13 protein-coding genes and 1 pseudogene are annotated in these 14,944 nt (G+C 72.3%); 6 read left to right on the top strand and 8 right to left on the bottom strand.

Annotation, left to right across the window (positions count from 1 at the left end):
* Positions 1–530 precede the first annotated feature (530 nt).
* The 5 genes and pseudogenes from ACFYMU_RS24915 to ACFYMU_RS24895 form a co-directional block, all read right to left on the bottom strand.
* Positions 531–923, bottom strand: coding sequence for a VOC family protein (locus ACFYMU_RS24915; protein WP_388377108.1), 393 nt, complete (start codon positions 921–923; stop codon positions 531–533).
* Entirely contained in the window at positions 920–1,222 is a 303-nt protein-coding gene (locus tag ACFYMU_RS24910) for an ArsR/SmtB family transcription factor (protein ID WP_388377105.1), read from the bottom strand. Before ACFYMU_RS24910 ends, ACFYMU_RS24915 begins: the two co-directional genes overlap by 4 nt.
* A 171-nt stretch (positions 1,223–1,393) precedes the next feature.
* Positions 1,394–1,660: a hypothetical protein gene (locus ACFYMU_RS24905; RefSeq protein WP_388377102.1), complete on the bottom strand. Its 267-nt coding sequence runs from the start codon at positions 1,658–1,660 to the stop codon at positions 1,394–1,396.
* A 261-nt stretch (positions 1,661–1,921) separates the two neighbouring features.
* Complete coding sequence (locus ACFYMU_RS24900) at positions 1,922–2,920, bottom strand: Gfo/Idh/MocA family protein (protein WP_388377100.1); 999 nt, start codon at positions 2,918–2,920, stop codon at positions 1,922–1,924.
* Positions 2,917–3,213 (bottom strand): annotated as a pseudogene (locus ACFYMU_RS24895) (dehydrogenase); the annotation flags it as partial. The pseudogene ACFYMU_RS24895 and the gene ACFYMU_RS24900, both read right to left, overlap by 4 nt.
* 70 nt (positions 3,214–3,283) lie before the next feature.
* Here ACFYMU_RS24895 and ACFYMU_RS24890 point away from each other — a divergent pair.
* The 3 genes from ACFYMU_RS24890 to ACFYMU_RS24880 all read left to right on the top strand — a co-directional run bounded on the left by ACFYMU_RS24890 (position 3,284) and on the right by ACFYMU_RS24880 (position 6,731).
* On the top strand, positions 3,284–4,036 hold the full coding sequence (locus tag ACFYMU_RS24890) for a YqjF family protein (RefSeq protein ID WP_388377098.1): 753 nt from the start codon (positions 3,284–3,286) through the stop codon (positions 4,034–4,036).
* 156 nt (positions 4,037–4,192) lie between these two features.
* The gene (locus ACFYMU_RS24885; RefSeq protein ID WP_388377095.1) at positions 4,193–5,038 is read left to right on the top strand and encodes an oxygenase MpaB family protein; all 846 of its coding nucleotides are present in this window, start codon (positions 4,193–4,195) and stop codon (positions 5,036–5,038) included.
* A gap of 97 nt (positions 5,039–5,135) precedes the next feature.
* Entirely contained in the window at positions 5,136–6,731 is a 1,596-nt protein-coding gene (locus ACFYMU_RS24880) for a phytoene desaturase family protein (RefSeq protein ID WP_388377093.1), read from the top strand.
* On the opposite strand, the gene ACFYMU_RS24875 is transcribed toward ACFYMU_RS24880, so the two are convergent.
* Together ACFYMU_RS24875 and ACFYMU_RS24870 are read right to left on the bottom strand one after the other, a co-directional pair.
* Positions 6,708–6,887: a hypothetical protein gene (locus ACFYMU_RS24875; protein WP_388377090.1), complete on the bottom strand. Its 180-nt coding sequence runs from the start codon at positions 6,885–6,887 to the stop codon at positions 6,708–6,710. The two genes, ACFYMU_RS24880 and ACFYMU_RS24875, sit on opposite strands and share 24 nt — an antisense overlap.
* An 86-nt stretch (positions 6,888–6,973) precedes the next feature.
* On the bottom strand, positions 6,974–8,746 hold the full coding sequence (locus tag ACFYMU_RS24870; protein ID WP_388377088.1) for a serine hydrolase: 1,773 nt from the start codon (positions 8,744–8,746) through the stop codon (positions 6,974–6,976).
* Between the two features lie 170 nt (positions 8,747–8,916).
* Here ACFYMU_RS24870 and ACFYMU_RS24865 point away from each other — a divergent pair, with 170 nt between their 5' ends.
* From ACFYMU_RS24865 to ACFYMU_RS24855, 3 genes are all read left to right on the top strand, one after another.
* Positions 8,917–10,020 carry a nitronate monooxygenase gene (locus ACFYMU_RS24865; RefSeq protein ID WP_388377086.1) on the top strand — a complete coding sequence of 368 codons (1,104 nt, stop codon included), beginning with the start codon at positions 8,917–8,919 and terminating at the stop codon, positions 10,018–10,020.
* 2 nt (positions 10,021–10,022) lie between these two features.
* A complete protein-coding gene (locus ACFYMU_RS24860; RefSeq protein ID WP_388377084.1) occupies positions 10,023–11,573 on the top strand; it encodes an acyl-CoA synthetase in 1,551 nt (516 codons plus the stop codon).
* Between the two features lie 512 nt (positions 11,574–12,085).
* Entirely contained in the window at positions 12,086–13,585 is a 1,500-nt protein-coding gene (locus ACFYMU_RS24855; protein WP_388377082.1) for an acyl-CoA synthetase, read from the top strand.
* Positions 13,586–13,591: 6 nt separating this feature from the next.
* Here ACFYMU_RS24855 and paaK read toward each other — a convergent pair whose 3' ends face one another.
* Positions 13,592–14,887, bottom strand: a complete 1,296-nt coding sequence (gene paaK, locus ACFYMU_RS24850) for a phenylacetate--CoA ligase PaaK (protein WP_388377079.1) — start codon at positions 14,885–14,887, stop codon at positions 13,592–13,594.
* Between the last annotated feature and the right edge of the window lie 57 nt (positions 14,888–14,944).

Below are 14,944 nucleotides of genomic sequence, written 5' to 3'. Positions count from 1 at the left end.
CCCGCCGTTACCAACGACGCATGGGAGCGCGGGGACGGGCCTTGGACACTGGCCCGAAGATCAGCCGATCGATACCTCCTTCACGTGGCTGGACTTACTTACCTGGAGCGACTTCGTGTCGCACACCAAGCGTTCTGGTTGGCACTTTGAGGGCGTCTGATCTAGGTAGTTGGTGTTCTGGACGTCTTTGTGACTGGTGGCATGTGACGACAACGTGGAACCGGGGTTCTGGTGTCACGATCCATGGCTTCGCAGCCCAGGCGCATGACGTGGACGGTGGTCGGCATGATGGCGTCTGACGGCTGTCCTCGAATGCGCAGAGCCGCAATCGCCTCGTCTTCGGCTTCATGTCACGCCGCTGGGGCGGTCATCCCGTCGAACGGTGGAATTCGAAGCAGAGGCTGAGGTTCCTGGGCCTTGCCACAGAGCTGCTCGGGTGTCATGTCGGGCGAAGCCGGCCTCGGGGTCACGGCGGCTGTGGTTCCTGATCATGTCGCCGCCGAGGCCGAGCTGCGCGCGCGGCCGAACTCCTACTGCGGCTGTGTTGCGATCTGGATCAGGTTGCCGCAGGTGTCGTCGAAGACGGCGGTGGTGACGGGGCCCAACTCCAGGGGCTCCTGGGTGAAACGGACGCCGAGGTCGCGCAGGCGCTCGTACTCCGCCTTCACGTCGCCAACGGCGAACTGGGCGAGGGGGATGCCGTCCTTGACGAGCGTGTCGCGGTAGGTCCTGGCGGCAGGGTGGCCGACGGGCTCCAGGAGGAGTTCGGTGCCGCCGGGCTCGTCGGGCGAGACGACGGTCAGCCACCGGTCCTTCTCGCCCACCGGGACGTCGTGCTTCTTCACGAAGCCGAGGATCTCGGTGTAGAAGCGCAGGGCCTTGGCCTGGTCGTCGACGAGGACGCTGGTCAGATGGATCTTCATGGGGTGCTCTCCTCCGGTCCGGATGTGTCGGGCACGAGCCATCGCTCGGCGATCTGCCGCAGCGGGGCTGTGTTCAGGTCGTGGAACTTGTAGCGGCCCTCCCGCCTGGTCTCGACGAGCCCGGCGGCCTCCAGCACGGCGAGATGCTGGGAGACTGCCTGGCGCGAGATCCCGAGCTGATGCTTCATGCTCAGTCGCGAGCAGATCTCGAACAGTGTCTGTCCGGATTTCTCCGCGAGCTCGTCGAGGATGGTGCGGCGGGTGGGGTCGGCCAAGGCTTTGAAAAGGTCTTCGGCCACGGCCACAGGATAGGCAAGTGTTCGCTTGCCTATCAAGTCGAGACGCGCCGAGCACCGAGTCGGCCTGCCGTCGGCGGGCGCGGGCCCGCGGGCAGCGACAGGCAACGGAGGGCTGGCCAACTACAGCGCACAGCTGCGGCAGCTGCCGGTGACCACCGGTGAGCCACCTGATCACGGTGTGGTGTCGGCGTACGCGTGCCATCGGCGGTGGCAGAGGCGGGCACGGTGTTGGTGGCGGCGACGCCAGGTGGACCACCACAGCAGGTGCTTGGGGTCTCGTCGGGCCGGCGGGAGGATCAAGGCCCGTAGCAGGCGGAGGAGTTCGTGGCTGCTGAGGGGGACGAGGCCGGCTTCGGCGGGGTCGTTCCGAACGGTCTGGACGGCACGTTCGAGGGCGCCGGCGACGGCCAGGAAGGCATGGGCGACCAGGGCGATCACGCTACTACAACATGAGCCCGGCAGGGGGCCCCGCGAGGCGGGACTGCCAGGTGCAGTGACTCCCAACTGCGGTGACACGCCTTGTGACCTGCCGTGTACCAACGTGCCAACTGACTTTCTGACGGCGTGCTACCAGGCGCTGAACCTGGTTGGCATCAGCCCAGGTCACGAACGTCGCCCGGTGCCAACCAGCAATTCTGGTCACAGCCGGCCGGCGTCGCCCGGGTCCGGTGGGCGGGCTGCGCCGCCCGACGCCGGGGCTCAGCCGCGCGGCCGTGGCGCGAACCCGGCCTTCTCGTAGCACGCGTCGATGAGCCGCATCGTCGCCAGCGCGTCCTCCGCGTCCAGCGGCAGCGGCTCACCACCGCGGACCCGGGCCGCGAACGCGTCGAGCTGGAAGGCGTACGACGATCTGCGGCCCAGCTCCTCCGTCCGCTCGCCCGCCGGGGTGCGCACCACGACCCGGTCGTCGTGGTGCGGCAGGACGAAGTCGGCCGCCGTGGCCTCACCCCGGGTGCCGACGATCCGGCAGGTCGCCCGCCAGGCGTCGTGCGCCATCGAGCAGCGGGCGACGCCGGTGGCGCCGCCGGGGAAGGCGAGCTCCGCGTCCAGCCATGCGTCGACGCCCGGCGCACCGGTGTGTTCCCCGCCGCTCGCCGAGACGAGCCGGGGGGCGCCGCCCGCCCAGGGGGCGAGCATCCGCTGGGCGTGCAGGCCATAGCAGCCGACGTCCATCAGGGCGCCGCCCGCCAGCCGCAGCGACCAGCGCGCGTCGTCGTCCGGCGGGGCGGGCATGGCCACGACGGTCTCCACGTGCCGCAGCTCGCCGAGTTCACCCGAGGCCAGCAGCTCGTGCAGACGCCGGGTGACCGGGTGGAAGAGGTAGTGGAAGCCCTCCATGAAGACCGTGCCCGCCGCCAGGGCCGTGTCGCGCACCTCGGTGGCCTCCCCGGCGTTGCTCGCGGACGGCTTCTCGCTCAGGACGTGCTTGCCGGCGGTCAGCGCCGCCAGGTTCCACGGACCGTGCAGCGCGTTGGCGAGCGGGTTGTAGACCACCTCGACCTCGGGGTCGGCGACGAGATCGGCGTACGAGCCGACGACCCGTTCCACGCCATGGGCCTCGGCGAACGCCCGTGCGCGGTCCCGGTCCCGCGCGGCCACCGCCACCAGCCGGTGGCCGCCCGCACGGGCCGGGGAGACGAGCGCCCGGTCGCTGATGCGGGCCGCGCCCAGGATCCCGATCCGCAGGGGCTCGCTCATTCCTCGTCCACCTCGTCCACGCCGTGACGCACCTCGTCCGTCCGCACCGGGCGGTGCTCCGCCGACGACGGCGGGCGGGCTTCGGCGGTCCGGCTCGCTTCGACGGCGTCGGCCACCGTACACGGCGAGGGTCCGCCGGGCCGCCACGACCTCGGTGAAGGCGGTGAAGGCCGTGAGGTCGGCGCGGTGGGCGCCGCGAAGCGATCCATGAAGACGTGGCGCGGGACACCGGCCGGTGAGGCGGCACCCGGCTCCACGGAACGCAGCGGCAGCTCGTCCTCCGGTCCGGCAGCACGCGGTCCTGGGCCCGGTCCGGGGCCGTCCGGCGGGCGCGGGCACCGACGTCTTTGCCATGCTGGCGTCGTGCAGACGCCGAGCCCCATCACTCCGGACGCGCCCACGGCCATACGGGCCCCGCTCCTCACCCAGCAGTGGCGCGACCTCTGCTTCCTCCACTGGGCCGTCGAACCGGACGCCGTGGCACGGCTGTTGCCCGGCGGGACCGTCCCCGACGTGCACGACGGGCTGACGTACGTCGGGCTCGTGGCCTTCCGGATGCATCGCGTCGGGTGGCTGCGGCTGCCCGGGGTGCCGTACCTCGGGTCCTTCCCGGAGACCAATGTGCGCCTGTACTCGGTCGACGGGCACGGCCGGCGCGGTGTCGTGTTCCGGTCGATGGACGCCGCACGGCTGATACCGGTGGTGATGGGCCGCGTCGGCTTCCGGCTGCCCTACCTGTGGTCCCGGATGACGGTCCGAGCCGTCGGCGACACCGTCACCTACACCAGCTCCCGCCGGTGGCCCGGTCCGCGCGGCGCGTACTGCCGCATCGCCGTGCGCACGGGAGAACCCGTCGAGGAGCCCACGGAGTTGGAGCACTTCCTCACCGCCCGCTGGGGCATGCACAACGCGTTCCTCGGCAAAGCGTCGTATCTGCCCAACGACCACCCCCGCTGGCCCCTGCACCGTGCCGAGCTGCTCTCCTGCGAGGAGAACCTGATCGCGGCCGCCGGCCTGCCCGCGCCGTGTGACGCCCCGGTCAGCGTGCTGTACTCCCCCGGAGTACCGGTCCGCCTCGGGGGCCCGCACCGCCCGGCGGGCCTCCCCACTCCCTGAGCCCGGGGAGGCCGTGGGGCGGTCCGGAGGCCCGCGACGGCGCCGTGGGGCGGCCCGGAGGCCCGGCGGCCCGCGACGGCGCCGGGGGTCGATCGCGCGGCCCGCGACGGCTCCGCGGGGTTGATGGCGCGGAGCGGGCGTGGTCACACTGGTGGGATGGCGGCGGATCCGGGGCTCTTCGGGCCCTCCTCGGTGACCTGGCAGGCGCACAGCGACCCGATGATGTGGGTCGCCGGCGTCCGTGCGCTCTACCTGCAGGCCCTGCACCCCCGCGCCGTCCGCGGCGTGCTGCAGAACTCGGACTTCCGCAAGGACGCCTGGGGGCGGCTGATGCGCACGGCGAACTTCGTCGGCACCCTGACGTACGGCACCACGGAGGCGGCCGAGAAGGCGGGCGCCCGGGTCCGCAGGATCCACAGCATGCTGCGTGCGGCGGACCCGGACACGGGGGAGCGGTATCCGGTCGACGAGCCCGAACTGCTGCTGTGGGTGCACTGCGCCGAGATCGACTCCTACCTCCACGTCCTGCGCTGCTCGGGCTTCCCGCTCACCGACGCGCAGGCCGACCGCTACATCCGTGAGAACCGCATCGGCGCGGCCCTGGTCGGCCTCGATCCGGAACGGGTGCCCGCGGACCGGGCCGAGCTGGCGGCCTACTTCGAGAAGGTCCGGCCCGAACTCGCCGCCGGACCCGAGGCACTGGAGGTGGACGACTTCCTGCGCAGGCCGCCGATCCACCCGCTGCTGCTTCCGGCGCGCGCCCTGCTGTGGCGGCACGTGGCGGGTCTGGCGTACGCGGCCCTGCCGCCGTACGCGCACGAGTTGTACGGCAGGACCGCCCCGGGGCCCGCGACGGTGACCCGCCGGCTGCGCCGCACCGGATTCCTCCTGCGCCGCGTTCCCGCGCGTCTGCGCTGGAAGCTGCCGCCCCAGCACATCCTGCGCGCGATGGCCCGGCTCGGGCCCGACGCGCGGCCGGCACCGCACAAGGTGGGCCGATGAAGCGGTGGCGCGCGGACAGCGGCTGCGGGCGGGTCCTGAATCGCCTTCGTACGGCCCGTCTCTGGCCGATCCGGATCATCACGTGTTACCAAGAGGCATGCCTGCACTCGAGCGATACGACGCCGTGATCGTCGGCGGGGGCCACAACGGACTGGTGGCCGCCGCCTATCTGGCCAGGGCCGGGCGGTCCGTGCTGGTCCTGGAGCGGCTGGAGCACACGGGCGGCGCAGCCGTGTCCACGCGGCCGTTCGCCGGGGTCGACGCGCGGCTGTCGCGTTACGCGTACCTGGTCAGCCTGCTGCCCCGGAAGATCGTGCGGGACCTGGGACTGGACTTCCGGGTGCGGGCGCGCACCGTGTCCTCGTACACGCCCGTGGAACGCGACGGGCGCCCCGGCGGCCTCCTCGTCGGCGGCGGGGAGCGGCGCACCCGGGAGGCGTTCGCCCGGCTCACCGGCTCCGACCGCGAGTACGAGTCCTGGCGCGGCTTCTACGGGATGACCGGGCGTGTGGCCCAGCGGGTGTTCCCCACCCTCACCGAGCCGCTGCCCACCCGCGACGAACTGCGCCGTCGCGTCGACGACGACGAGGCGTGGCGGGCGCTGTTCGAGGAGCCGATCGGCGCCGCGGTCGAGACCCGCTTCACCGACGACCTGGTGCGCGGGGTCGTCCTCACCGACTCGCTCATCGGCACGTTCGCGGACGCCCACGACGCCTCACTGCGGCAGAACCGCTGCTTCCTGTACCACGTGATCGGCGGCGGCACGGGTGCCTGGGACGTCCCCGTCGGCGGCATGGGCGCGCTCACCGACGCGCTGGCGGCGGCCGCCCGCACCGCGGGGGCGGTGATCGCCACCGGGCGCGAGGTCGTGCGGATCGAGACCGACGGGCGCTCTGCCGAGGTCACCTACCGCGGCCCGGACGGTGAGGGCGCCGTCTCCGCACGGCACGTCCTGGTGAACGCCTCGCCGCAGGACCTCGCCCGGCTCACCGGCGACACCCCGCCGGCCGCGGCCGAGGGCGCCCAGCTCAAGGTGAACATGCTGCTCACCCGGCTGCCCGCGCTGCGCGACACCGCGGTCGACCCGCGCGAGGCGTTCTCCGGGACCTTCCACATCGCCGAGGGGTACGAGCAACTGGCCACCGCCCACGCCCAGGCGGCCGCCGGTGCGCTGCCCTCCGCGCCGCCGTCCGAGATCTACTGCCACTCGCTCACCGACCCGACGATCCTCGGCCCGGATCTCGTCGCGCGGGGCTACCAGACGCTGACCCTGTTCGGCCTCCACACCCCCGCGCGGCTCTTCGCACAGGACAACGACGGGGTGCGGGAGGAACTGCTGAAGTCCACGCTGGCGCAGCTGAACGCCCATCTCGCCGAGCCGGTCGAGGACTGCCTGGCCACGGACGCCGACGGCCGCCCCTGCATCGAGGCGAAGACGCCGCTCGACCTGGAACGCGACCTGCGGCTGCCCGGCGGCAACATCTTCCACCGCGAGCTGGCCTGGCCCTACGCCCAGCAGGACACGGGCCGCTGGGGCGTGGAGACGCGCCAGGCGAACGTGCTGCTGTGCGGGGCGGGGGCCGTGCGCGGGGGCGGGGTGAGCGGGGTGCCGGGGCACAACGCGGCGATGGCGGTCCTCGAAGACGGCGATGGCGGCCGGCGCAGCCCGTCAGCGGTCGGCGGCGGGCGATAGCGGTCGGCGGCGGGCGAAGCCGGGCGCGCGTTCCGGGCGGACGCCGACGCCGCCGATGCAGCCCGTCACCGAGCGCAGTGCCGGGAGCCGCCGCACCAGCCGCAGCGGCAGCCGGTCCGCGCGCAGTGTGCCGTCCGGCGCCGATCGCAGCAGCACGTCGTGTTGGGCGCGCCGCGGCCGCTGGGCCGGCGCGGTGGGCGCCGATGCCGTCGGCGCGCTCCATGCGCCCGTCCTCCCGTGCGTCAGCCCGCGGAGGCCGTCCACCCCCGAGCCTCGACGCGCGCGGCATCGGCCGGGCGCGTCTCGTCGAACACCACCTGCCCGCCGGCCTCGACCCGGAGGGCGTCCGCATAGGCACCCCGGCCGACGTACGACCTGTCGGTCGCGTACCGCCAGCGCAGCGTGAGCTGCCGGGCCGCGGGCAGTTCGGCGGTGAGCCGGTGCCACACCCGCCCCGACCAGCCCGTCACGGAGCCGTCCGGGTGCCGCTCCGTGTCCTCGCCCCGCCGCACCGTGGTGAAGGGCACCGCCTGCCAGTGCGCGCCGCCGTCCACGGAGGCCTCCAGGAAGAGCGCGTCCGACGCGGGTTCGGTGTCCCACCACAGCGCGCAGTCCAGCCGGGCGTCGCCGCCGCCGGTGTCCAGCGGGGGCAGTGTCAGCGTGGCGGAGGCGGAGTTCGCCATCCCCGAGAACCAGGCGGTCCGTCCGCACGCCGGCCGGACGGGCACGGCCCGCGCCAGGTTGTCGCCCGCGGTGACCCGGGGAGCGGAGCCGGATCGCCAGGTCCGCACCGGGTGGACGGAGTTGCCCAGCATGATCAGGAAGGAGTCGGTGCTCGGGTCGAGGACGAGCGAGGTGCCGGTGAAACCGGTGTGTCCCGCCGTGCGCGGCGTGGCCATCGCGCCCATGTACCAGTGCTGGTAGAGCTCGAAACCCAGCCCGTGTTCATGGCCCGGGAAGGCGGTGTTGAAGTCGGTGAACATCAGCTCCACCGATGCGGGCTCCAGGATGCGGGCCGTGCCGTAGGCGCCGCCGTTGAGCAGGGTGCGGCCGAGCACCGCGAGGTCCGGGGCGCAGGAGAACACGCCCGCGTGGCCCGCGACTCCGCCGAGGCTGAAGGCGTTCTCGTCGTGCACCTCGCCCCATACGAGTCCGCGGTCGAGACCGGACCACGGCGGGCGGGCGTCCTCCGTGGCGGCGATCCGGGGTTTCCAGGAGGCAGGCGGGTTGTAGCGGGTGCGGCGCAGCCCGAGCGGGGCGGTGATCCCCTCGTGGAGCAGCACGTCCAGGGGGCTGCCGCTGATCCTCTCCAGGACCAGCTGGAGCGAGATCAGGTTCAGGTCCGAGTAGAGGTAGGCGGTGCCGGGCGGGTGGATCGGCGCCTCGTCCCAGATGAGCCGGAGCTTCGCCTCGCGGGTGGGCGCCGTGTAGAGGGGGATCCAGGCGCGGAAGCCCGACGTGTGGGTGAGGAGCTGGCGGACGGTGACGTCCTGCTTGCCGGCGGCGCCGAACTCGGGCAGATAGGAGGCGACCTTCCCCTCCAGCTCCAGCGTGCCGCGCTCCAGGTGCTGCACGGCGAGGATCGAGGTGAACAGCTTGGAGACCGACGCCAGGTCGAAGACGGTGTCGGGGGACATGGGGATCTGCTGCCCGGCCGGGAGTTCCACGCCGGTGTCGGTCTTCTCGTCGTAGGCGGAGTAGCGCACCGCCGTGCCGATCGCATGGTGCAGGGCGATCGTGCCGCCCCGTCCGGCGAGCAGGACCGCGCCGGAGTACCAGGGGTGGGTGGGGGAGGGGCCGAGGAACGCCTCGGCGTCGGTGACCAGGCGCCGCAGATACTCGGGGAGCAGGCCCGCCCGTTCGGCCGGGCCGTGCCTGAGCGTCGGACGACCGGGCCGCCCGGCCGCCCGCACCGATGTCCCCGTGAGAGGTGCCAGCGCGAGCGCACCACCCAGAACCGTGACCGCTCCGGCCAGTTGACGCCGGGTCAGCCCCGGGTCCGCTCCGTGCGTCATCGATGAGCCTCCTGCCGCGTCGCCTGAAAGTATTTTTCGGGAACGTCGTGCGGAGTGAAAGATTCATGTCAGCGAGAGGGGGGTGTCAAGCCGCCCGACCGGAGCCAAAGAATCTGACGGAGTATCAGAAAACTCTTCCCTCCTCCCCGCCGCTGCGGCATCCTGCGCCCATGCAGACGGAGCTGAGCAAGAAACTGGGAGTCGAGCACGCTCTCTTCGGCTTCACGCCGTTCCCCGCGGTGGCTGCGGCCATCAGCCGGGCCGGCGGGTTCGGCGTGCTCGGCGCGGTCCGCTACACCGCCCCGGACGACCTCAAACGCGACCTCGACTGGCTCGCGGAGCACGTCGACGGCCGGCCCTACGGTCTGGACGTCGTCATGCCGGCCAAGAAGGTCGAAGGCGTCACCGAGGCCGACATCGAGGCGATGATTCCCGAGAAGCACCGGCAGTTCGTCGCGGACACCCTCGCCAAGCACGGGGTGGCCGAACTCGCCGAGGGCGAGGCGTCCGGATGGCGCATCACCGGCTGGATGGAGCAGGTCGCCCGCAGCCAGCTGGACGTCGCCTTCGACTACCCGATCGGACTCCTCGCCAACGCGCTCGGCTCCCCGCCCGCCGATGTCGTCCAACGGGCGCACGACCAGGGCATCCTGGTCGCCGCGCTGGCCGGCAGCGCCCGGCACGCGCGCAAGCACAAGGACGCGGGCATCGACATCGTCGTCGCCCAGGGATACGAGGCCGGCGGCCACACCGGGGAGATCGCCTCCATGGTGCTCACCCCCGACATCGTGGACGCCGTCGACCCGTTGCCCGTACTGGCCGCCGGCGGCATCGGCAGCGGGCAGCAGGTGGCGGCCGCGCTCGCGCTCGGCGCTCAGGGAGCCTGGCTCGGCTCGATCTGGCTGACCACCACGGAGGCCGAACTCCCCTCGCGGCTACTCGTCCGCAAGCTGCTGGCCGCCGAATCCGGCGACACCGTCCGCTCGCGCGCGCTCACCGGCAAACCGGCCCGGCAACTGCGCACCGAGTGGACCGACGCCTGGGACGACCCGGACGGACCCGGCGCGCTCCCCATGCCCCTGCAGGGACTGCTCGTCGCCGACGCGATCACACGCATCCAGAAGTACGAGGTCGAGCCGCTCCTCGGCACCCCGGTCGGCCAGATCGTCGGCCGCATGACCAGCGAACGCAGCGTCCGGTCCGTCGTCGACGACCTCACCCGCGGCTTCGAGAAGGCCGTCGACCGTATCAACCGGATCGCCGGAAGGAGCTGACCGTGAGTCAGGCCGCCAACGGATTCTGGTCCCAGGCCGCGGCAGATCCAGGGCGCACGGTCCTCGTCGCGGCCGACGGCGAGGAATGGACCGCAGGCCGGCTGCTGGCCGCGGCCAACCGGCTGGTCCACGGACTGCGCGCCGCGGGACTCGAGCGCGGCGACTCCTTCGCGGTCGTCCTGCCCAACGGCGTCGAGTTCCTCACCGCGTATCTGGCCGCCACCCAGGCCGGCCTCTATCTCGTCCCCGTCAACCACCATCTCGTCGGGCCGGAGATCGCCTGGATCGTCTCCGACTCCGGCGCCAAGGTGCTCATCGCGCACGAGCGCTTCGCGGACGCCGCGCGCAACGCCGCCGACGAGGCGAAGCTGCCGGCCGCGGCGCGGTACGCCGTGGGCGCGGTCGAGGGCTTCCGGCCGTACGCCGAACTCCTCGACGGCCGCCCCGGGTCGACGCCCGACGGGCGCACCCTCGGCTGGGTCATGAACTACACCTCCGGCACCACGGGCCGCCCGCGCGGCATCCGCCGCCCACTGCCCGGCAAGCCGCCCGAGGAGACGTACCTCGGCGGATTCCTCGGCATCTTCGGCATCAAGCCGTACGACGACAACGTCCACCTCGTCTGCTCCCCGCTGTACCACACCGCCGTGCTGCAGTTCGCGGGCGCGTCGCTGCACATCGGGCACCGGCTGGTCCTGATGGACAAGTGGATGCCCGAGGAGATGCTGCGCCTGATCGACACCTACCGCTGCACGCACACCCACATGGTCCCGACCCAGTTCCACCGTCTGCTCGCGCTTCCCGAGGAGGTCAGGGCGCGCTACGACGTCTCCTCCATGCGGCACGCGATCCACGGCGCCGCCCCCTGCCCCGACCATGTGAAGCGGGCGATGATCGAGTGGTGGGGGCGGAGCGTCGAGGAGTACTACGCCGCCAGCGAGGGCGGCGGTGCCTTCGCCACCGCCGAGGACTGGCTGAAGAAGCCCGGCACGGTCGGCAGGGCGTGGCCCATCAGCGAGCTCGCGATCTTCGACGACGAGGGCAACCGGCTGCCGCCCGGCGAACTGGGCACGGTGTACATGAAGATGAGCACCGGCGGCTTCTCGTACCACAAGGACGAGGCCAAGACGCGCAAGAACCGCATCGGCGACTTCTTCACCGTCGGCGACCTCGGCCACCTCGACGAGGACGGCTACCTCTTCCTGCGCGACCGCAAGATAGACATGATCATCTCGGGCGGGGTCAACATCTACCCGGCCGAGATCGAGTCGGCGCTGCTCACCCACCCCGCCGTGGCCGACGCGGCCGCGTTCGGCATCCCGCACGACGACTGGGGCGAGGAGGTGAAGGCGGTCGTCGAGCCCGCCCCCGGCCACGAGCCGGGTCCGGCCCTCGCGTCGGACATCCTCGGCCACTGCGCGCGCCGGCTCGCCGGTTACAAGCGGCCCCGGAGCGTGGACTTCATCGAGTCGATGCCGCGCGACCCCAACGGCAAGCTGTACAAGCGGCGCCTGCGCGAACCCTACTGGGAGGGCCGCACCCGGCCGATGTGAGCCGGCACCGTGTGTCGGTGGTACCGCCCGGCCCGGGCGGTACCACCCAGCCAGGCGCTGTATCCGGCCGCCCGCACCCCGCGGAAGCACAGGTCGCTGCCGAGGTTCCTCGCCGCCGACGAGCGGGAGCCGCCGGGGGCCGCGCCGGGTCCGAAGAAGCGCGAGCGTCTCGCCACGCAGCGTGACGAAGCCGTCGGCGAGGGCGCACACCCGGTCGGCGGCCTGCGCGCCCGGCCGTCACCGAGGCCCAGGCCGGCGTGGTCCTTCGCGACGAGCTCGCCGCGGCGGTGGCCAGGACGGCGGCCGCGACGACGAGCCGTCTCGGGCGGTTGCCCATGGCGCCGCCCCACTACGGTGTCGGGGGAGGTTGCGCCCGACAAGGGCCTCCCGGATCGCCGGTGGCGCGGCCCGGCACCGGCGGTGTTGGAGTTTGTTCCGGCCGAAGACGTCTTGACCTGCACGGCAGGGCACCACGATCATCACGCCAGGAACGAACGGAGCAAGGAGCAGCCATGACGGCGGGACGAAGCGTCACAGTCGACGGCACGCTGCGGCGCAGCGCCCGCCGCACCCCGGAGCGCGTCGCGCTCCACTACCGCGACCGGTCCTGGACCTACGCGGACCTCGACGACGCCGTCTCCCGCGCGGCCCGTGCCCTGCGTGACGCCGGGCTCGCACCCGGTGACCGGGTCGGCGCCTACGGCCACAACTCCGACGCGTATCTGATCGGCTTCCTGGCCTGCGCCCGTGCCGGGCTGGTGCACGTACCAGTCAACCAGAACCTGACCGGCGACGACCTGGCGTACATCGTCGACCAGGCCGGCTGCGGAGTGGTCCTCGCGGATCCGGACCTGGCCGGGAACCTCGCCGACGGCGTGCGGGTGCTGCCGCTGCGCGACGCCGACGACTCGCTGCTCGCACGGCTCGCCACGACCGAGCCCTACGACGGCGAGGAGCCGCGCGGCGAGGACCTGGTGCAGCTGCTCTACACCTCCGGCACCACCGCGCTGCCCAAGGGCGCGATGATGACGCACCGCGCGCTGGTGCACGAGTACCTGAGCGCGATCACCGCCCTCGACCTCAGCGCGGGCGACCGGCCCGTGCACTCGCTGCCGCTGTACCACTCGGCGCAGATGCACGTGTTCCTGGTGCCCTACCTCGCGGTCGGCGCGGAGAACATCCTCCTGGACGCGCCCGACGGCGACCGGATCTTCGACCTGATAGAGGAGGGCCGCGCGGACAGCCTGTTCGCCCCGCCCACCGTCTGGATCGGCCTCGCCGGCCGCCCCGACTTCGCCACACGCGACCTGAGCGGGCTGCGCAAGGCGTACTACGGTGCTTCGATCATGCCCGTGCCCATCCTGGAGCGCCTCACGGAGCGGCTGCCGAAGCTCGGGTTCTACAACTGCTTCGGGCAGAGCGAGATCGGCCCCCTGGCCATGGTCCTCGGACCCCACGAGCACAAGGGGCGCATGGACTCCTGCGGGCGTCCGGTGCTCTTCGTCGAGGCGAAGCTCGTGGACGAGGAGGGCAAGGACGTGCCCGACGGGGAGCCCGGGGAGATCGTCTACCGGTCGCCGCAGCTGTGCGAGGGCTACTGGGACAAGCCCGAGGAGAGCGCCGACGCCTTCCGCGACGGCTGGTTCCACTCCGGGGACCTCGCCGTGCGGGACGCCGACGGGTACTTCACCATCGTCGACCGGGTCAAGGACGTCATCAACTCCGGTGGCGTGCTGGTCGCCTCACGACAGGTCGAGGACGCCCTGTACACCCACGGGGGAGTGGCCGAGACCGCGGTGATCGGGCTGCCGGACGAGCGGTGGATCGAGGCCGTCACCGCCGTCGTGGTGCCCCGCGGCGAGGTGACCGAGGCGGAACTCCTGGCGCACGCGCGCGAGAAGCTCGCCCACTTCAAGGCGCCCAAGCGGGTGCTGTTCGTGGACGAGCTGCCGCGCAACGCGAGCGGCAAGATCCTCAAGCGGGAGCTGCGGGACCGGTTCGCCGCCGACTGACGCGGATCAGCGCGGACGCAGGTCCACGATCCGCCTGATCTTGCCCACCGACCGCTCCAGGGACTCCGGTTCGACGATCTCGACCCCCACCGAGACGCCGATCCCGTCCTTGACGGCCGCGGCGACGGCGAGCGCCGCCGCGGCCCGCTGCTCCGGCGTGGCACCGGATCTGGCCTCGGCCCGCACCGTCAGCGCGTCGAGCCGGCCCTCGCGGGTGAGCCGGAGCTGGAAGTGCGGTGCGACGCCCGGCGTGCGCAGCACGATCTCCTCGATCTGCGTGGGGAAGAGGTTCACGCCGCGCAGGATGACCATGTCGTCGCTGCGCCCGGTGACCTTCTCCATCCGCCGGAAGACGCGGGCCGTGCCGGGCAGCAGGCGGCTCAGGTCCCGCGTCCGGTACCGGATCACCGGCATGGCCTCCTTGGTGAGCGAGGTGAAGACGAGTTCCCCCTCCTCGCCGTCGGGCAGCACCTCGCCGGTGATCGGGTCGACGATCTCGGGGTAGAAGTGGTCCTCCCAGACGTGCAGGCCGTCCTTGGTCTCGACGCACTCCTGCGCCACGCCCGGACCGATGACCTCCGACAGGCCGTAGATGTCGACCGCGTCGATCGCGAACCGCTCCTCGATCTCGCGCCGCATCTCCACGGTCCACGGCTCGGCGCCGAAGATCCCGACACGCAGGGAGGTACCCCGCGGATCGACGCCCTGGCGCTCGAACTCGTCGAGCAGGGTCAGCATGTACGACGGCGTCACCATGATGATGTCCGGCTTCAGGTCCTGGATCAGCTGCACCTGACGTGCCGTCATGCCGCCGGAGGCCGGGATCACCGTGCAGCCGAGGCGTTCGGCGCCGTAGTGCGCGCCCAGGCCGCCGGTGAACAGGCCGTAGCCGTAGGCCACATGCACCGTGTCGCCGGGCCGGCCGCCGGCCGCGCGGATCGACCGGGCCACCATGTCCGACCACATGGACAGGTCGTCGTCCGTGTAGCCGACGACGGTGGGGCGCCCCGTGGTGCCGCTGGAGGCGTGGATCCGCCGTATACGCTCCCTGGGCACGGCGAACATCCCGTACGGGTAGTTCTCCCGCAGGTCGGCCTTCGCCGTGAAGGGGAACCGGGCGAGATCGGCGAGCGTCCGGCAGTCGTCCGGGTGGACCCCGGCCTTGTCGAAGGACGCGCGGTAGAAGGGCACGTTCGCATACGCGTGCCGCAGCGAGTCCCGCAGCCGTTCCAGCTGCAGGGCCCTCAGGCCCTGAGCGTCGAGTCGTTCCCCCGCGTCCAGCAGGTCCCGCGCATCCGCCATCGAGGCGTCTCCCTAGCCGATCCACACCTTTACGGACGACCGATCATTCGGTCGCTT

The sequence above is a fragment of the Streptomyces sp. NPDC007264 genome, assembly GCF_042869095.1.
Classification (GTDB): Bacteria; Actinomycetota; Actinomycetes; order Streptomycetales; family Streptomycetaceae; genus Streptomyces.
Note: the sequence above shows the minus strand (reverse complement) of the source record. Positions and strands in the feature narration are given on the sequence as shown.

What these genes read in the sequence shown, in the direction of transcription:
- ACFYMU_RS24865 (WP_388377086.1), top strand. Translation starts at nt 8,917, where the DNA reads ATGCAGACGGAGCTGAGCAAGAAACTGGGAGTCGAGCACGCTCTCTTC.
- ACFYMU_RS24880 (WP_388377093.1), top strand. Translation starts at nt 5,136, where the DNA reads ATGCCTGCACTCGAGCGATACGACGCCGTGATCGTCGGCGGGGGCCAC.
- ACFYMU_RS24885 (WP_388377095.1), top strand. Translation starts at nt 4,193, where the DNA reads ATGGCGGCGGATCCGGGGCTCTTCGGGCCCTCCTCGGTGACCTGGCAG.
- ACFYMU_RS24870 (WP_388377088.1), bottom strand. Translation starts at nt 8,746, where the DNA reads ATGACGCACGGAGCGGACCCGGGGCTGACCCGGCGTCAACTGGCCGGA.
- ACFYMU_RS24855 (WP_388377082.1), top strand. Translation starts at nt 12,086, where the DNA reads ATGACGGCGGGACGAAGCGTCACAGTCGACGGCACGCTGCGGCGCAGC.
- ACFYMU_RS24915 (WP_388377108.1), bottom strand. Translation starts at nt 923, where the DNA reads ATGAAGATCCATCTGACCAGCGTCCTCGTCGACGACCAGGCCAAGGCC.
- ACFYMU_RS24900 (WP_388377100.1), bottom strand. Translation starts at nt 2,920, where the DNA reads ATGAGCGAGCCCCTGCGGATCGGGATCCTGGGCGCGGCCCGCATCAGC.
- paaK (WP_388377079.1), bottom strand. Translation starts at nt 14,887, where the DNA reads ATGGCGGATGCGCGGGACCTGCTGGACGCGGGGGAACGACTCGACGCT.